The sequence below is a fragment of the Rhodococcus sp. PvR099 genome, from assembly GCF_017833315.1.
GTDB lineage: Bacteria > Actinomycetota > Actinomycetes > Mycobacteriales > Mycobacteriaceae > Rhodococcus_G > Rhodococcus_G oryzae.
The window spans coordinates 711,413-728,345 of sequence record NZ_JAFIBV010000001.1 but is presented as its reverse complement, the minus strand read 5'-3'; the positions used below and the strand labels follow the sequence as shown (position 1 = coordinate 728,345).

Sequence of the window (16,933 nt, the reverse complement as noted above, 5' to 3'; positions counted from 1 at the left end):
CGTCAACCACGCACGGGCGGCGCAGCCGCCTATGCGGCTGAGGTCACCCGGTAGACGTCGTAGACGCCCTCGACGTTGCGGACCACATTCAGCACGTGCCCGAGGTGCTTCGGGTCGCCCATCTCGAAGGTGAAGCGGCTGATCGCGACGCGGTCGCCGGAGGTGGTCACCGACGCCGAGAGGATGTTCACCTTCTCGTCGGCCAGCGCCTTGGTCACATCGGAGAGCAGCCGATGCCGGTCCAGCGCCTCGATCTGGATCGCGACCAGAAACACCGAGGACGGCGACGGCGCCCACTGCACCTCGATGATCCGCTCGGACTGCTCGCGCAGCGACCCGGCGTTGGTGCAGTCGGTGCGGTGCACGCTGACCGCGCCGCCGCGGGTCACGAAGCCCATGATCTCGTCGCCGGGCACCGGGGTGCAGCATTTGGCGAGCTTGGCCACCGTGCCGGTGGCGCCCGGTACCAGCACACCGGCGTCGGTGGTGCGGCGCTGACGCATCGGGATGGTCGACGGGGTCGACCGCTCGGCCAGCTCCTCCTCGGCGGATTCCACGCCGCCGAGATTCGCGACCAACCGCTGCACCACGTGCTGAGCCGACACATTGTGCTCGCCGACGGCCGTGTACAGCGCGGACACGTCGACGTAGCGCAGCTCGTGCGCGATGGCCGACATCGACTCGGAGCTGAGCAGGCGCTGCAGGGGCAGCCCACCGCGGCGGACCTCCTTGGCGATCGCGTCCTTACCCGCCTCGAGGGCCTCCTCGCGGCGCTCCTTGGCGAACCACTGGCGGATCTTCGTCTTCGCGCGGGGCGAGACGACGAAGCCCTGCCAGTCGCGGCTCGGACCGGCGTTCGCGGCCTTGGAGGTGAACACCTCCACGACCTCACCGTTCTCGAGCGTGCGCTCGAGCGCGACGAGCCTGCCGTTCACCCGGGCACCGATGCACCGGTGCCCGACCTCGGTGTGCACCGCATACGCGAAGTCGACCGGCGTCGAACCGGCGGGCAACGTCACGACGTCACCCTTCGGGGTGAAGACGAAGATCTCCTTGACCGCCAGGTCGTAGCGCAGCGATTCGAGGAACTCCCCCGGATCCGCGGCCTCGCGCTGCCAGTCGAGCAGCTGCCGCATCCACGCCATGTCGTCGACCTCGGCGGCGTCACCGGAGTGCCTGCCCTTGGTCTCCTTGTAGCGCCAGTGCGCGGCGATGCCGAACTCCGCGGTGCGGTGCATGTCCCTGGTGCGGATCTGCACCTCCAGCGGCTTGCCCTCCGGGCCCACCACCGTCGTGTGCAGCGACTGGTACACCCCGTAGCGGGGCTGCGCGATGTAGTCCTTGAACCGGCCCGCCATCGGCTGCCAGAGCGAGTGCACGACGCCGACGGCGGCGTAGCAGTCCCGGATCTCGTCGCACAGGATCCGTACGCCGACCAGGTCGTGGATGTCGTCGAAGTCGCGACCCTTGACGATCATCTTCTGGTAGATCGACCAGTAGTGCTTGGGCCTGCCCTCGACGACCGCGTTGATCCGGGACGCGGCGAGGGTGGCGTTGATCTCCGCCCGCACCTTCGCCAGGTAGGTGTCGCGCGACGGCGCCCGGTCCGCGACGAGGCGCACGATCTCCTCGTACTTCTTCGGGTGCAAGATCGCGAACGAGAGGTCCTCGAGTTCCCACTTGACCGTGGCCATACCGAGTCGATGCGCAAGCGGCGCAATGACTTCCAGGGTCTCCTTGGCCTTGCGCGCCTGCTTCTCGGGAGGCAGGAAGCGCATGGTGCGCATGTTGTGCAACCGGTCGGCGACCTTGATCACCAGCACCCGCGGGTCGCGGGCCATCGCGATGATCATCTTGCGGATGGTCTCGCCCTCCGCGGCGCTGCCGAGCACCACCTTGTCGAGCTTGGTGACGCCGTCGACAAGATGTGCGACCTCGTCACCGAACTCCTCGGTGAGCTGCTCGAGCGAGTAGCCGGTGTCCTCCACCGTGTCGTGCAGCAGCGCAGCGACCAGGGTCGTGGTGTCCATCCCGAGCTCGGCGAGGATGTTCGCCACCGCCAGCGGATGCGTGATGTAGGGATCACCGGACTTGCGCTTCTGGCTGGAGTGACGCTCCTCCGCGACGTCATAGGCGCGCTGCAGCGGTGCCAGGTTCGCCTTGGGGTACAGCTCCTTGTGCACGCTGACCAGCGGCTCGAGCACCGGCTTGATCGTGGCGTTGCGCTGCCCGGTCATCCGGCGCGCCAGCCGGGCCCGCACCCGCCGCGACGCCGAGGTGGGCACCGCGGGCGCCACCCCCTCCTGCGGCGCAGCCGGGGTCCCGGTCTCGGACTGCGACCGGTCGAGGTTCTGGGTCATTGCGTCACCTCCCGTGCTGTCGGTCGCCTCAACGGAAACTTTAGTCCTCAGACCCGAAGCAGCGACGTGACCGGGTGGCCCGCGAGCCGCGAGCGCCCGCCGAGCGCCTCGATCTCGAGCACAACCGCGATCCCGATCACCTCGGCGCCCGCCGCGGTCAGCAGCTCCGCCGATGCGGCCAGGGTGCCACCGGTGGCCAGCACGTCGTCGATCACCAGCACGCGGCGGCCGGCGAGCTCGATCCCGTCGGCCGGGATCTCCAGGGACGCGGTGCCGTACTCGAGCTGGTACTCCCGGGTGAGCACGGGCGGCGGCAGCTTCCCCGCCTTGCGGACCGCGAGCACGCCCGCATCGAGCGCGAGGGCCACACCGGCACCGAGAAGGAATCCCCTGGCGTCGATGCCCGCCACCAGGTCGGCGCCGTCGCCGACGTCAACCAGTGCGTCGATGACATCGCGAAAGGCCTTGGCGTCGGCGAACACCGGGGTGAGGTCGGCGAAGGTCACGCCCGGCTCCGGGAAGTCATCGGCCCAGCGGGTCAGTCGGGCCACGTCCTCGGACGCCTTCGTCAATGCAGTCACCGGAGAAGTATCCACCTGTCCATGTTCCATCCCACACCGGAGACCGTCGGGTTCGGCACCGCGGCGTGCAGGCCGTCCGCGAACACCGTGGTCCTCGGCTCGTTGAACAGCGGGATCGACGGCAGGTCGTTCCACAGGATGTTCTCGGCCTCCGTCGACAGGTTGAGCCTGCTGCCCTCCGCCGTGTCCACGGCCAGCTGCTCCGCGATCGCGGTGATGCGGCCGTTGCGGTAGCCGCCGAAGTTGGTGCCGTTGCCCCCGACCAGCGAGTACACCGGCGGCACCTCCGAGTCGGTGCCCGCGGCGCCCTGCGCGGAGGCGGTGCCACCGAGGATGGCGTCCAGTCCGCCCGCACCCAGCGCCGTCGGGGTGAACTCCGGCGAGCCGGCGTCCTCGACGGTGATGTCGGCGGGGGCGCATGCCTCGGCGATCGCCTTGACGGTGTCGGCACGCCGGGTGTCCGGGGCCAGATAGCCGATCCTGACCGTGATCGGGCCCTGCCCCGAGGCGGTCCTCGCGGCGACGGCGGCGGGCACGTCGGGGTGCAGATACCGGCCGCCCTCGGTCGCGGCGACCGAGGGGTAGATCAACATGTCCGGCTGTACGATCCGCGAACTCAGCACGCCGGATCCGAGGCCCGACGGCTTGTCGAAGTCCGGATGCCCGAGCCGATCGAAGAGCTGCTGGCGCGGCACGCACAGAGCGAGCGCCCGGCGCGCATCGGCGGATGCGAACACCCCCGACGTCGCGAGCACCAGCTGCTCGCTGCTGCGGGACGGCGCGGTCACCGAGGAGAACCCGTTACCCGGGGACAGCCCCGGCATCGACCCCGCACCCGCGTCGATCACATCGACCTCACCGGACGCGGTCTTGGACTCGAGATCGGTTCCCTTCGGCCACACCACGATCTGCGGGGTGGCCGGCTTGTTGCCCCACCACCGCTCGTTGGCGACCAACACCAGTCCGCCGTCCGTCGTGAAGGACTCGACCCGGTACGGCCCCGAGGACGGGAACAGGGTGAGATCGAGCTGGTCCGGGACCAGCTTCCAGCCGTTGTTCCAGAACTCGGCGACCCGCTCGAGCGCGGGCACGTCGTTCGAGGCGACGGCGCCAACGAGGTCCGGGACCCCCGCCGCCCTGGCCGCCACGTGCGCAGGCATCAGCGCGGTGGCGCCGAAGAGCGCCCGCCAGTCGGCGAACGCCCGGCCGGGCCGGAACACGACGGTCGCATCCTTGGACCCGGATTGGCAGTCGACCCGATCGATGTCCGTGTAGCCGGCGGTGTCCGCCGCCCGGAACATCGGGAAGCGACCGCTGCCTGCCGCCCACGCCAGCACCAGATCGTCGCAGGCCGTCGGCACGCCGTCCGAGTACACGGCCTGCGGGTTCAGCTTGACCGCGACGGTGAGTGCGTCACCCGGAACGGTGGCCGCGGTGCCGACGTCGCCGTCGGACAGCGCGCTGCCCTCCGGCCCGATGTAGCTCAGGCCGGTGAGCACCCGCGAGAACGCTTGCCGCGCACCCGATGCCGCGCCGTCGACCGTGTTCGCGTTGTAGGTGGTCAACACGTTGTCGACGGCGTACCCGATGGACTGGACCTGATCCTCGGCGGCCGAGCAGCCTGCTGCCGCCACCGCGATCATCGCGATCGCGCCGGCGGCGCCGACCCTCAAACCGCGGGCCGTGCCGGCCCGTCGTGCGCCGGTACCCATGTCAACGCCTCTTCTTGTCGCGCTTCCCCGTCGGTCGTGCGCCGGGCCGCGGGCTCGCCGCGGCGACACGGGACGCGACGGCGGAGGCCTCCGCGGCCGCGGCAGGCGCGGACGCGCTCTCCGAGCGGGTCTCGCGGCGGGCGAGCACCTTCTTGGTGTGCGCCGCCACGGGACCCCAACGCTCCTTGATCGAGACCAGCAGCGGCGTCGCGAAGAAGATCGAGGAGAACGCGCCGACGATGATGCCGACCAACTGGACCACCGCGAGGTCCTTGAGGGTGCCGACGCCGAGCAACCCGACCGCGACGACGAGCAGTCCAATCACCGGCAAAATGCTGATCACGGTGGTGTTGATCGAGCGCATCAACGTCTGGTTGACGGCCAGATTGGCCTGTTCGCCATAGGTCCGCCTTGTCAGGTGCAACACCCCGCGGGTGTTCTCCTCCACCTTGTCGAACACCACCACGGTGTCGTAGAGCGAGAAGCCCAGAATGGTGAGCAAACCGATCACCGTGGCAGGCGTGACCTCGAGACCGACCAGCGCGTAGACGCCCGCCGTGACGATCATGTCGAAGAAGAGCGCCACGATGGCGGCGATCGCCATGTCGCGTTCGAATCGGATGCCGATGTAGATGCTCACGATGACCAGGAACACCACGAGCGCGATGAGCGCCTTCTGGGTGATCTGGCTGCCCCAGGTCTCGCTCACGTCGGCGACGCTGATCGCGTTCTTGCTGGGGTTGCCGTCCTTGTCCTCCGGCTGGAAGGCGTCGTACAACGCGTCCTGCACGACGACGACCTCACGAGCGTCGAGCGCCTCCGAACGGATCTGGATGGTGGCGCTGGCGCCGGAACCGACGGTCTGAACGGAGACCGGAGCCTCGCCCATTCTCTCGGTGTAGACCTGCTCGACCTGTTCGGTCGTGACATTGTCGCCTGCCGGGAACTGGATCCGGGTGCCACCCTCGAAGTCGATGCCGAGGGTGAACCCACGAATCAGGATGCTCGCGATCGAGATCAGCAGGATGACGCCGACCAGGCCGTAGTAGAACTTGCGCCTGCCGACGACCTCGAAAGCGCCGGTGCCGGTGTAGAGCCGCGAGAGCAGGCTGTGCCTGGGCAGTTTCGCCTGGTCGGCCGAGGAATCGGACAACGACAGATCTTCAGATGTGGTCACAGTCAGGCCTCCTTCGCCTGCGCGCCGACGCTGGTGCGCGCGGACGCGGCGGTCTTGCGTTCACGGGCGACCTGCTGCACCGCTCCGAGACCGTTGATGCTCGGCTTCGACCAGAAGTCCGACTTCGATGCCAGGTGGACCAGCGGATGGGTCACCAGGAACACGACGACGACGTCGAGGATGGTGGTCAGGCCGAGGGTGAACGCGAAGCCGCGCACCTGGCCGACCGCGAGGACGTACAGCACGGCGGCCGCGATGAAGCTCACCGCGTTTCCGGACAGGATGGTCCGGCGAGCCCGTGCCCAACCGCGCGGCACCGCCGAGCGGAAGCTGCGGCCCTCCCTGATCTCGTCCTTGATGCGTTCGAAGTACACGACGAACGAGTCGGCCGTCATGCCGATGCCGATGATCAGACCGGCGATGCCTGCGAGGTCGAGGGTGAAGCCGATGTACCGGCCGAGCAGCACCATGATCGCGTAGACCATCACTCCGGACAGCACGAGCGAGAGTGCGGTGAGCACGCCCAGCATCCGGTAGTAGATGAGGCAGTAGAGCAGCACCAGCGCGAGGCCGATCGCGCCCGCGATGAGGCCGGCCTGGAGGGAGGCGAGACCGAGGGTCGCGGAGACGGTCTCGGCCTCGGAGGCCGAGAAGGAGAGCGGCAGCGAGCCGTACTTCAGCGTGTTCGCGAGTTCCTTCGCCGACGCCGACGTGAAGTCGCCGGTGATGGAGGTGGCGCTGCCCGCGGGGGTGGCGCCCTGGACGACCGGCGCGCTGACGACCTTGGAGTCGAGCGTGAACGCGGCCTGCTTGCCGATGTTGGCGGCGGTGAACTGCGCCCATGTGGTGCTTCCGCTCGACTTGAACGTCAGCGACACCTCGTTGCGGGACTGCTGCGAGTTGAAGGCGGAGGTCGCGTCCGCGATCTCCTGGCCGTCGATGATGCTCGGTCCGAGGAGGTAGACCGTGGTGCCGTCCGTCGAGCAGGCCACCAGCGGAAGCGCCGGATCGTCGTTGCCCTGCAGGGGGTCGCTGGCGTTGCAGTCGAGCGTCGCCATCGCCTGCTGCTGTACCGCCGGGTCCGTGCTCTGCCTGGTCTTCTTCGCCTCGGCGATCTCCGCGGCCGCCTGATCGTCGGCCGACGCCGCGCCCTGATCCGCGGGGGGTGCCGGGGTCTCGGTCGCAGGAGCCGGGGTGCCCGGCTCCTGTGCCGGGAAGGGCCGGTTCTGCGGCGCGGGTGCCGGGGCCGGGGTCTCGGCCTTCGGGGCCTGCGCCTGCGCGTTCGAGGAGACGGCCGAACTCTGCACGGGGCGGATGTACAGCCGCGCCGTCTGGCCCAGCGTGCGGGCCTGCGAGCTGTCGTCGCCGGGGACCGTGATCACCAGGTTGTCGCCGTCGATGACCACCTCGGAGCCGGAGACGCCGAGCCCGTTGACTCGGGTCTCGATGATCTCCTGTGCGCGGCGCAGGCTGTCCTGGCTGGGCTTACTGCCGTCCGGGGTGCGCGCGGTGAGGGTGACACGGGTGCCGCCCTGCAGGTCGATGCCGAGCTTCGGCGTCGGGGACTTGTCCCCTGTGAAGAAGACGAGCGCGTACAGCGCAGCGACGATCAGCCCGAAGATCACGAGCGAGCGTGCTGGTCGTACGGCTCCAGTCGAAGGTGCCACGATCCGTAGTTCTCCTAGTACGTGTGTCGTGCGATGGTCGGGTTCGAGGCCCTACACGCGAGCGCTGCCGAGCAGGATCACTCGGCAGCGGTCCGGAACTCAACTCATTCGGTGTCCAGGCGACGCTTGGTCTCCTCGGGAGTCTCCTCGACGGGGGCCTTCTCGACGGCGGGGGTCTCATCGGCGGGGGTCTCATCGAGGATCTCGTCGATGTCCTCCTCCTCGAACTCCTCGTCGTCCTCGACGAGGAGTTCACGGATCACCATCCGCGACCAGGTGGTGACGATTCCGGGCGCGACCTCGAGGTCGACGGTGCCCTCACCGAGCTCGACCACGGTCGCATGCAGCCCGGAGGTGGTGAGCACGCGGTCGCCGACGTTGAGCGAGTCCTGCAGTTCCGCAGTCTTCGCCATCTCCTTCTTCTGGCGGCGGATGCCCAGGAACATGGGCACGAGCAGGGCGAGAATCAGGAGCGGAAACAGCAGTTCCATCGTTGAGTTCAGTCCTCGAGGGTCGTCGACGCGCACAATCCGGAACAGACCGGCGCAGTACTCCAGTGTGCCACTAGTCAAACAGACCTTGCGGCGGTTCGTTGACCCGCACGTCGATGCCGCCCGCCGCGGCCTCCGGCGGCGGCGTCAGACCGAGCTGTTCCCATGCCGCGGCGGTCGCCACCCGACCCCGCGGCGTCCGGGCGATCATGCCCGCACGCACGAGAAACGGCTCGCAGACCTCCTCCACGGTGCCCGGTTCCTCCCCGACCGCGACCGCGAGGGTCGACACGCCGACGGGTCCACCGCCGAAGCTGCGCACCAGCGCGCTGAGTACCGACCGGTCGAGACGGTCCAGGCCGAGCTGGTCGACGTCGTACACGGCGAGCGCCGCCCTGGCGATGTCGCGGGTGATCACGCCGTCGGCCCGCACGTCGGCGTAGTCCCGCACCCGGCGCAGCAGCCGGTTCGCGATGCGCGGCGTGCCACGGGAGCGACCCGCGATCTCCGCGCTGGCCTCCTCCCCCAGCTCGACGCCGAGGATGCCCGCGGACCGCAGCAGGATCCGCTGCAACTCCGGCGGATCGTAGAAGTCCATGTGCGCGGTGAAACCGAACCGGTCGCGCAGCGGCCCGGTCAGTGCGCCGGAGCGGGTGGTGGCGCCGACCAGGGTGAACGGCGCGACCTCCAGCGGGATCGAGGTCGCACCCGGCCCCTTGCCGACGACGACGTCGACCCGGAAGTCCTCCATCGCCAGGTAGAGCATCTCCTCGGCCGGCCGCGCGATCCGGTGGATCTCGTCGATGAACAGCACGTCGCCCTCGACGAGGTTGCTCAGCATGGCGGCGAGGTCGCCTGCTCGCTCGAGCGCCGGACCGGAGGTGAGCCGAAGCGAGGTGCCCAGTTCCGAGGCGATGATCATCGCCATGCTGGTCTTGCCGAGACCGGGAGGCCCCGACATCAGGATGTGGTCGGGGGTGCCGCCGCGCAGCTTGGCGCCGGTCAGCACGAGCTGGAGCTGCTCACGCACCCGCGGCTGACCGATGAAGTCGGTCAGGCTGGTCGGCCGGAGACTGGCCTCGATCTCGCTGTCGGCGGCGACGAAGTTCGCGGTGACCGACGATTCCAGCCCGGCCGGGTCCTCCATGTCCTCGGTCACCGGGTCTTACCCAGCAGGGACAGCGCCGAGCGCAGGGCGGTGGACGTGCTCGCGTCCGGGTCCGCGGCCAGCACGGTGTCGGTCGCCTGCTCGGCGGACTTCGCCGGGAAACCGAGGCCGACCAGGGCCTCGACGATCTGCTCGCGGACCAGACCCGGCACCACCGCGGGCGCGCCGGGATCGGACGTGACGGCGACCGCCTCCACCTTGTCCCGGAGCTCGACGACCATCCGCTCGGCGCCACGCTTGCCGATGCCGGGCACCCGGGTCAGCGCGGTGACGTTGCCCTCGGCGAGCGCCTTGCGCAGTGCCTCCGGCTCGAGGACGGCCAGCGTCGCCATCGCCAGCCGCGGGCCGACCCCGGACACCGTCTGCAACAGGCCGAACAGATCCCGCGATTCGATGTCGTGGAACCCGTACAGGGTCATCGAGTCCTCGCGGACGATCATCGCGGTGACGAGCCTGACCTCGGTTCCGCGCTGGAGGGTGCCGAGCGTGGCCGGGGTGGCGTTGAGCCGGTAACCGACCCCCGCCGCCTCGAGCACCACGTGATCGAGCGCGATCTCGAGCACCTCGCCGCGAATGGACGCGATCATGGGGTACCTGCCTTCTTGAGCCGGGTCTTGTTCAGTTCCGCGAGTCTGGTCTCGTAGCGCCGCTTCTGTTCGGCGGCGGCCTGCTCCGCCTGCGCCATCCGCGACAGCATCGGGGCCCGCCAGCAATGACAGATCGCCAGCGCGAGCGCGTCGGCGGCGTCGGCGGGCTTCGGTGCGACTGCCAGCCCGAGGATCTTCGTCACCATCGCGGTGACCTGCTTCTTGTCCGCGGCACCGTTGCCCGCGACCGCCGATTTCACCTGACTCGGGGTGTGGAAGCAGACGTCGATCCCGCGCCGGGCCGCGGCGAGCGCGACGACGCCACCGGCCTGGGCCGTGCCCATCGCGGTGCGCACGTTGTTCTGCGAGAAGACACGCTCGACGGCCACGACGGTGGGCTGGTAGAGGTCCAGCCATTCCTCGGCCGCGTTCGAGATCCGCAGCAACCGCTGCGACAGGTCCATCTCCGGCGGCGTCCGGATGACGTCGACGGCCACCGGGGCCACCGTGCGGCCGCGACCCGAGTCGACCACCCCGAACCCGCATCGGGTCAGTCCTGGATCCACCCCGAACACGCGCACGCGATCACCTCTCACCACTACGAACAGCTGTTCGAGAGTATAGGTGGATCTGCCGACACGCTGGCCGACCAACACGCGGTCGAAGACAAACATCGGGCCGGACCGCAGTGGTCCGGCCCGATGATCGATGCGGGGGTCAGTCCTCGAGCTGCGCGAGCACCTCGTCGGACAGGTCGACGTTCGTGTACACGTTCTGCACGTCGTCGGACTCCTCGAGCGCGTCGACGAGCTTGAACACCTTGCGAGCGCCGTCCACGTCGACCGGAACCTCGACGGAGGCGCGGAAGTCGGGGTCGGCCGACTCGTAGTCGATGCCGGCGTCCACCAGTGCGGTCCGCACTCCGATCAGGTCGCCCGCCTCGGACACGATCTCGAAGGTGTCGCCGAGGTCGTTGATCTCCTCGGCTCCGGCCTCGAGGACCACCTCGAGGATCTCGTCCTCGGAGCGGCCGTTCTTCTCGAGCACCACGACGCCCTTGCGGGTGAACAGGTAGGCCACCGAACCCGGATCGGCGAGGTTTCCGCCGTTGCGCGTCATCGCGGTACGAACCTCGCCCGCCGCGCGGTTCCGGTTGTCGGTCAGACACTCGACGAGCAGCGCCACACCGTTGGGGCCGTAGCCCTCGTACATGATGGTCTGCCAGTCGGCGCCGCCCGCCTCTTCCCCCGCGCCGCGCTTGCGGGCGCGCTCGATGTTGTCGTTCGGGACGGACGTCTTCTTCGCCTTCTGGATGGCGTCGTACAGGGTCGGGTTACCCGCTGGGTCACCACCACCGGTCCGCGCCGCCACCTCGATGTTCTTGATCAGCTTCGCGAAGGATTTGCCGCGCTTGGCGTCGATCGCAGCCTTCTTGTGCTTGGTGGTGGCCCATTTGGAGTGGCCGCTCATGCGTAGTTCCCTCTTCCCGTTCGTAGATGCGCACGCGACAGCGGAGCACGCTGCAGCGGGGAGCACACAGTAGCGCCAGTTTACGCGCGGGCCACCGCGACTTCCCGCACCATGTCGACAAACAGCTGATGGACGCGCCTGTCGCCGGTCACCTCGGGGTGAAATGACGTCGCGAGAACGTTGCCCTCGCGGACCGCGACGACCCGTCCGGCGGCCGGGCCCTCGGGGACCGTGGCCAGCACCTCGACGCCCGGGCCGACTCGCTCCACCCAGGGCGCCCGGATGAAGACCGCCCGCATCGGGGCGCCTTCGATACCGGCGAAGTCGAGGTCCTCCTCGAAGGAGTCGACCTGACGACCGAAGGCGTTGCGCCGCACGGTGATGTCGATTCCGCTCAGGCACTGGGCATCCGGGCGGGTGTCGAGCACCTCGCCCGCCAGCAGGATCATGCCCGCGCATGAGCCGTATGCCGGCATGCCGTCACGCAACCGGGCGCGCAACGGTTCGAGCAGTTCGAACACCGTGAGCAGACGGCTCATGGTGGTGGACTCCCCGCCCGGGATGACGAGGCCGTCCACCGCTTCGAGCTCCGAGACCCGGCGCACGCCGATGCCGCGGGCTCCCGAGGCCTCCAGCGCCGCAAGGTGTTCGCGCACATCTCCCTGCAGCGCCAGCACGCCGATGGTGGGTGTCATGGTGGCCGATGTCCGTTCGATCATGTCGACGCTCACTGCGGGACCGCCACGAGGATGAGCTCCTGTGCCGGGACATCACCCTCGACCGGGATCGGGTGAACGGTGTCGGTGGTCCAGCGCAGGGCGCCGTCGACCTCGATCTGCGCGCGGACGGCGAGTCGCGCCCTTGGATCGATGGCGTCGCGGTAGGCGGCGAGCTCGAACGGCACCGGCACGCCGGTGGCGCCCTCGATGCGCTGCTCGGCGAGCAGGGTCGCCGACGCATCTGCCAGCGAGATGTCCTCGAGGCGAACGGTCACGACGGCGTTCTCGGGGAAGGCGATCCGCTCGCGGTACGAGACGTTCCCGGTGACGGTGAGCGTGTCGTCCACGCTGTCAGCCTGCGCGGTCTCGGGTGTCGATCCGATCGACACCACCACGGCCGCGACGACCGCGATCAGTGCCGCCCCACCGAGGGTCAGTTCCAGAATTCGTCTCGTCTGCACAGATCGAGGATACGGATGGTCAGAACGGTGGGGGCTGGTGGCGGTGGCGTTCGCCCAGGATCGCGAGGTGTTCGGCGTGGTGGGTGCGGAGTTGTGCGCATCGGGCGAGGTGGCGGGGGTCGGTGATGGTGGCGAGTTCCGGGAGCGTCGGGGGTAGGTCGGTGGGGTGCATGTGGGTTTCCCACCAGGTCGGTTCGTAGATGCCGAGGTCGGGTGGTTCGGGCGGCGGTGGTGCCGGGCTCGGCGGCGTTGCGGCCCGTCGGGGTGCGGGCTTCTTGGTGCGGGCGCTGGGTCGTTGTTCGACCGGGAGTGGCAGGGTGACCCCGATTGCGCCGTGTTGGCCGATCCAGACGATGACGTCGCCGTCGAGGCGGACGACGCGGAAGAGTCGGTCGGTCTTGGCCTGGTGGTGCCAGATGCAGGCGGGTTCGCCGTTGCTCTCCACGGTCCAGCCGCCGGCGTGGGGATTGTCGGGGTCGAACTCGACGATGTGGTCGAACTGACAGTCCCGGGCTTTGACGGTGCAGCCGGGGAAGGTGCAGGTGTCGTACTTGTCGAAGACAGCGGTGCGGACGGTGTTGCTGGGCCGGTACGTCAAGGCACCGCAAGGTGGGTGGTCGTATCCGCCGTGCCCGTCCGGGTACTGGCCGTCGAGCAGGGCGGGGTTCGCCGCGATCGCGTCGAGGATGTCGGTGATCCGCGGCTCTCGTGACTCGGTGTCCGGCATCGGGCGGACGGTTGAGGGTGGGGGCAGTTGTCCGGCGGCTCTGCGTCGGAGCCGGTAGCGGATGGGGACAGAGGCGTCCCCTGACCCGTTGCCGTGCTTCGTTTCTCGTGGCGGCTTGTCGGTCTCGCGGTCGGGCGGTTCACCGTCTGCCCGTGGTGGGCGTGGCGGCTCGTCGCTCTCCGGCTCAGTCGACTCGACGTCGCCGTCCCTCTCACCCTCATCGCCGCCAGCGGCACTTCGCTCGGCCTGGATTCGTCTGGCGTCGGTGATCACCGCCTGCCACGTCGCATCCCCGGCGAGCAACCTCGCCAACTCCGGATCGATAGGCCCGTGACCCTCCACATGCCCGGGATGATCCGCCAACCGCAGCAGACTCTCCAGATCGATATGGATATGCACCTCGGGTTTCGGCCGCTCGGTGCGCGGCAAATGCGCGGTCGGACAGTCATCGCGCCCACACAGGCAGTGCAGATAGCTCTCGCCGTGCACCAACGCCATGAACGCATCCGTGCGCAGATTGTCGACCGTCCGCGGGTCCTGCCGACAGACCGTGCCCGCCATCTCACAAATCAGCGAATCGAGAGTGCGGCCCTCGGCCGCAGTGAGGGTGGCATACACCTGGGCCATACCGTGCAGGTCCGCGGTCACCGACACCCGCCGCGAATGACGCTCCCGCCGCCTGCGGAGTTCCTCGGCCTCGGCGGGGTTGATGCGGATCAACTCCCGCATCACCTCCGCCGTCAATTTCCGCGGCGTCAGATACAGGGCCGCGTCCGCGAGGTGGCCCTCCATCCGTTCGAGGGTGGCATCGGAGATCTCCGCGGTCGCGTCGACGATCGCGAACACCCGCGGAAAGTCGACCCGACCCGACACGAACGCCGCCCGAATCAACGGCAACCGCAGATCCAACGCATTGCCCACCGCCACATACCGTTCCGCCGTGAACGCACTCACCCCCAACGCCAGAGAAGTCTCCATCTCCGCCGACCGCCCCGCCCGATAGGCGAACTCCTCCCCGAACAGATCAACCTCGTGCGCGAACTGCCGCCGCGCAAACGCTGCCGCCGTCAACACCTTGTGCGCGGCGGCGATGTTCTCCGCCCGCCCGTACTCCCGCAACGCCGACAACGCCGCCGTGCCGTCTTCGAATTCCACCGGGCGCTCGCCGCCGCGGGCGCCCTCACCTGCGGCGCCACCCCGAAACCCCCCGGTATCGAACATGTGTACGAGTCTACGCGTGACCACCGACAAGCAGATTCAGGACTACCAATACAATCAAGCCTGTGAGTGATCAGTCACGTTCCGCTCGAACTGTCGTCACGGTATGGCTCTACGGCGGACCGCAACATGGCGACTCCAAGGACGTTTCGATCCCCCTGCCGCCGGCCATCACCACCTCCGCGAACGAGGTCTATGCCAGGGTGGGCCCCGAGCTCAGCGAATCTGGCCAACCGCTATCCACGTGGTGCTATCGCTGGGAACCCCACGTCGCGCTCGAAGCACCGCTCGATCGTTAGAGTTCTTCGACAGCTTCCTCTCGTTCTTGGCGGTCACGACCGCGTTCTCTCACCGCTATTGGCACCCTCGGCTCCATCTTGTTTGGAACCTTGGTCGTCGGCCAATGGGCGATGGCCGCCGACGTTACCCACGACCGGCGTTGAGCCGGGCGGCCTGGCGCGTCAGGTGCTCGCGCTCGGCGAGGTTGGGCGCCTTCAGTGCCGCCTCCACGTACAGCCGTGCCGCCGTAGCCAGGTCGCCGTCCCGCTCGTGGAGGTACGCCGCCACCGCCGCGTGGCGGGGCAGCGAGTCGTCCAGCGCCGCAAGCGCCGCCAGGCCGGCGCGCGGTCCGTCGGCCTCACCGACGGCCACCGCGCGGTTGAGCCGGACGACCGGGCTGTCGGTCAGGCGCTCGAGCTCGTCGTACCACTCGACGATCTGCACCCAATCGGTCTCCTCGGCGGTGAGGGCGTCGGCGTGCAGTGCCGCGATGGCGGCCTGGGCCTGGAACTCGCCGAGCCGGTCGCGGGCGAGGGCCGCCTGCAGGATCTCGACGCCCTCGGCGATCGACTCGGTGTCCCACCGGCCCCGGTCCTGCTCGGCGAGCGATACCAGGCTGCCGTCGGCCTCGGTCCGGGCCGCGCGCCGGGCATGGTGGAGCAGCATCAGGGCGAGCAGCCCGGCCACTTCGGGGTGGTCGATGGCGGCCGCGAGTTGCCGGGTGAGCCGGATGGCCTCAGCGGCGAGGTCGACGTCGCCGGAGTAGCCCTCGTTGAAGACCAGGTAGAGGACGCGCAGCACGGTGGCGACATCGCCGGGCCGGTCGAACCGCACGCCGGAGACGGTGCGCTTGGCCCGACTGATGCGCTGCGCCATGGTCGCCTCGGGCACCAGGTAGGCCTGGGCGATCTGGCGGGTGGTCAGCCCGCCGACGGCGCGCAGCGTGAGCGCGACCGCGGACGACGGCGTCAGCGACGGGTGGGCGCACAGGAAATAGAGCTGGAGCGTGTCGTCGACCGCGGGCGCAGGATCGGGTGGCGGTTGATCATCCATGAGGTCCTCACGCCTGCGCCGGGCCACGTTCGCCTTCGTCACGTCGAGGAACTTGCGCCAGGCAACCGTGACCAGCCAACCCTTCGGATCCCGCGGCGGGTCGGCCGGCCAGACGCGGACCGCCTCGACCAGCGCGTCCTGCACGGCATCCTCGGCCGCCGCGAAATCTGCACCGCGGCGGACGAGGATCCCGAGCACGTGCGGTGTGAGGCTACGGATCAGGACCTCATCCACCGGAGAGGTCACTCCGTGATGGTGGGCGGCACGGAGTAGAACGGGCGCAACTCCAGCCACTCGTGGATCGGCTTGCCGTCCGCCCCTGGCGCGGCCGACAGTTCCCCGGCCAACTCGAGGGCGCGCTCGTAGCTGTCGACGTCGATCACCATCCAACCGGCGATCAGGTCCTTGGTCTCGGCGAACGGTCCGTCGGTGACCGGCGGGCGCCCCTCGCCGTCGTACCGGACGAAAGTTCCCCCAGGGGCGAGCGCCTGACTGTCGACGTACTCCCCGGTCCCCTCGAGCCGGTCCGCGAAATCCTGCATGTACTGCATGTGGGCCGAGATCTCCTCCGGCGTCCACTTGTCCATGGGTACGTCGTTGACCGCAGCCGGGGCGCCGCGGTAGTGCTTGAGAAGCAAGTACTTGGCCATCGAGTTTCTCCTCGGTTCTGGTGCGCCCCATTGTGGTCGCACTCACCACAGGGACGAAGCAAGTCACCGGTTCTCGACATCGCCATCCGAGATCTTCTGGATCTCATGGGTGACTGCGTCGGCCGAAGGCCGGTCCGGCCGACACAACAGGTGAACCCCGCGGGCACATCCACTCCATTACGGGCGGCCAAACTAAATCGGAATGCGTTACCGAATACCGAAATCAGGCAATACCACGAATTTGCTTCCCGAAAGAACCCCGCTAGCATTCGAAAAGAAGGGGAGTAGTTCACTCTGGATATCTCGACGCGGTCGGGCAGAGGCGGATGGTCGACATGCTGGCGCCACAGGGCGCCCGGTCATCCACCGGACAGTGCACGTGAAAGCTGTTCGGCGAGCGAGACCTTCGGACCAACACCACCGTTGGCCGAAGACTCTCCCCGTCCGGATCAGGCGAGTCTGCGGCCGTTGACCCGAAGGCCTGATACCCATTTCATCGAATTCGGCAGTAATAGACACACCCGGCATTCCAACCTACCGCAGCACGTTGCCGCGATCACTGGGAATTACTACGGTGTTCATTCTTCCCGCGCTCGTTCTCCGACTCTCTGGC

16 protein-coding genes are annotated in these 16,933 nt (G+C 68.7%); 1 reads left to right on the top strand and 15 read right to left on the bottom strand.

The window, feature by feature from the left end; translation table 11 throughout:
* Window positions 1-29: 29 nt before the first annotated feature.
* The 13 genes from JOE46_RS03350 to JOE46_RS03290 form a co-directional block, all read right to left on the bottom strand.
* A complete protein-coding gene (locus JOE46_RS03350) occupies window positions 30-2,360 on the bottom strand; it encodes a bifunctional (p)ppGpp synthetase/guanosine-3',5'-bis(diphosphate) 3'-pyrophosphohydrolase (protein ID WP_097209937.1) in 2,331 nt (776 codons plus the stop codon).
* A gap of 47 nt (window positions 2,361-2,407) precedes the next feature.
* On the bottom strand, window positions 2,408-2,971 hold the full coding sequence (locus tag JOE46_RS03345; RefSeq protein ID WP_097209938.1) for an adenine phosphoribosyltransferase: 564 nt from the start codon (window positions 2,969-2,971) through the stop codon (window positions 2,408-2,410).
* Window positions 2,938-4,653 carry an ABC transporter substrate-binding protein gene (locus JOE46_RS03340; protein ID WP_209926219.1) on the bottom strand — a complete coding sequence of 572 codons (1,716 nt, stop codon included), beginning with the start codon at window positions 4,651-4,653 and terminating at the stop codon, window positions 2,938-2,940. The genes JOE46_RS03345 and JOE46_RS03340 overlap by 34 nt, the downstream gene beginning before the upstream one ends.
* 1 nt (window position 4,654) lies before the next feature.
* On the bottom strand, window positions 4,655-5,830 hold the full coding sequence (secF, locus tag JOE46_RS03335; RefSeq protein WP_307861245.1) for a protein translocase subunit SecF: 1,176 nt from the start codon (window positions 5,828-5,830) through the stop codon (window positions 4,655-4,657).
* 2 nt (window positions 5,831-5,832) lie between these two features.
* Complete coding sequence (gene secD / locus JOE46_RS03330; RefSeq protein WP_097209940.1) at window positions 5,833-7,497, bottom strand: protein translocase subunit SecD; 1,665 nt, start codon at window positions 7,495-7,497, stop codon at window positions 5,833-5,835.
* Between the two features lie 104 nt (window positions 7,498-7,601).
* Entirely contained in the window at window positions 7,602-7,988 is a 387-nt protein-coding gene (yajC, locus tag JOE46_RS03325) for a preprotein translocase subunit YajC (protein WP_097209941.1), read from the bottom strand.
* A 73-nt stretch (window positions 7,989-8,061) separates the two neighbouring features.
* A complete protein-coding gene (ruvB, locus tag JOE46_RS03320) occupies window positions 8,062-9,135 on the bottom strand; it encodes a Holliday junction branch migration DNA helicase RuvB (protein ID WP_097209994.1) in 1,074 nt (357 codons plus the stop codon).
* Between the two features lie 8 nt (window positions 9,136-9,143).
* Entirely contained in the window at window positions 9,144-9,743 is a 600-nt protein-coding gene (ruvA, locus tag JOE46_RS03315) for a Holliday junction branch migration protein RuvA (RefSeq protein WP_077041463.1), read from the bottom strand.
* Window positions 9,740-10,324 carry a crossover junction endodeoxyribonuclease RuvC gene (ruvC, locus tag JOE46_RS03310; protein ID WP_097209995.1) on the bottom strand — a complete coding sequence of 195 codons (585 nt, stop codon included), beginning with the start codon at window positions 10,322-10,324 and terminating at the stop codon, window positions 9,740-9,742. Before ruvC ends, ruvA begins: the two co-directional genes overlap by 4 nt.
* Before the next feature lie 136 nt (window positions 10,325-10,460).
* On the bottom strand, window positions 10,461-11,213 hold the full coding sequence (locus JOE46_RS03305) for a YebC/PmpR family DNA-binding transcriptional regulator (RefSeq protein ID WP_077041462.1): 753 nt from the start codon (window positions 11,211-11,213) through the stop codon (window positions 10,461-10,463).
* An 80-nt stretch (window positions 11,214-11,293) separates the two neighbouring features.
* Window positions 11,294-11,932 carry a pyridoxal 5'-phosphate synthase glutaminase subunit PdxT gene (gene pdxT / locus JOE46_RS03300; RefSeq protein WP_373560214.1) on the bottom strand — a complete coding sequence of 213 codons (639 nt, stop codon included), beginning with the start codon at window positions 11,930-11,932 and terminating at the stop codon, window positions 11,294-11,296.
* Window positions 11,933-11,940: 8 nt separating this feature from the next.
* On the bottom strand, window positions 11,941-12,393 hold the full coding sequence (locus tag JOE46_RS03295) for a YbaY family lipoprotein (RefSeq protein ID WP_179800414.1): 453 nt from the start codon (window positions 12,391-12,393) through the stop codon (window positions 11,941-11,943).
* Window positions 12,394-12,412: 19 nt separating this feature from the next.
* Window positions 12,413-14,341, bottom strand: a complete 1,929-nt coding sequence (locus tag JOE46_RS03290) for a DUF222 domain-containing protein (RefSeq protein WP_097209943.1) — start codon at window positions 14,339-14,341, stop codon at window positions 12,413-12,415.
* 62 nt (window positions 14,342-14,403) lie between these two features.
* Between JOE46_RS03290 and JOE46_RS03285 the strand changes: the two genes are divergently transcribed.
* Window positions 14,404-14,637: a hypothetical protein gene (locus tag JOE46_RS03285; RefSeq protein WP_143548368.1), complete on the top strand. Its 234-nt coding sequence runs from the start codon at window positions 14,404-14,406 to the stop codon at window positions 14,635-14,637.
* A gap of 124 nt (window positions 14,638-14,761) precedes the next feature.
* Here the strand turns inward: JOE46_RS03285 and JOE46_RS03280 are convergent, their stop codons facing one another.
* Window positions 14,762-15,904 (bottom strand): RNA polymerase sigma factor, encoded by a 1,143-nt coding sequence (locus JOE46_RS03280; RefSeq protein WP_097209997.1) that lies wholly within the window; start codon window positions 15,902-15,904, stop codon window positions 14,762-14,764.
* Window positions 15,905-15,912: 8 nt separating this feature from the next.
* Entirely contained in the window at window positions 15,913-16,320 is a 408-nt protein-coding gene (locus JOE46_RS03275; protein ID WP_097209944.1) for a YciI family protein, read from the bottom strand.
* Window positions 16,321-16,933: the final 613 nt, after the last annotated feature.

Bases quoted from the DNA above. Each gene is read 5' to 3' on its own strand.
- JOE46_RS03350 (WP_097209937.1), bottom strand. From the start codon at position 2,360: ATGACCCAGAACCTCGACCGGTCGCAGTCCGAGACCGGGACCCCGGCT.
- JOE46_RS03345 (WP_097209938.1), bottom strand. From the start codon at position 2,971: ATGGAACATGGACAGGTGGATACTTCTCCGGTGACTGCATTGACGAAG.
- JOE46_RS03340 (WP_209926219.1), bottom strand. From the start codon at position 4,653: ATGGGTACCGGCGCACGACGGGCCGGCACGGCCCGCGGTTTGAGGGTC.
- yajC (WP_097209941.1), bottom strand. From the start codon at position 7,988: ATGGAACTGCTGTTTCCGCTCCTGATTCTCGCCCTGCTCGTGCCCATG.
- ruvB (WP_097209994.1), bottom strand. From the start codon at position 9,135: ATGGAGGACCCGGCCGGGCTGGAATCGTCGGTCACCGCGAACTTCGTC.
- ruvA (WP_077041463.1), bottom strand. From the start codon at position 9,743: ATGATCGCGTCCATTCGCGGCGAGGTGCTCGAGATCGCGCTCGATCAC.
- JOE46_RS03305 (WP_077041462.1), bottom strand. From the start codon at position 11,213: ATGAGCGGCCACTCCAAATGGGCCACCACCAAGCACAAGAAGGCTGCG.
- pdxT (WP_373560214.1), bottom strand. From the start codon at position 11,932: ATGATCGAACGGACATCGGCCACCATGACACCCACCATCGGCGTGCTG.
- JOE46_RS03290 (WP_097209943.1), bottom strand. From the start codon at position 14,341: ATGTTCGATACCGGGGGGTTTCGGGGTGGCGCCGCAGGTGAGGGCGCC.
- JOE46_RS03275 (WP_097209944.1), bottom strand. From the start codon at position 16,320: ATGGCCAAGTACTTGCTTCTCAAGCACTACCGCGGCGCCCCGGCTGCG.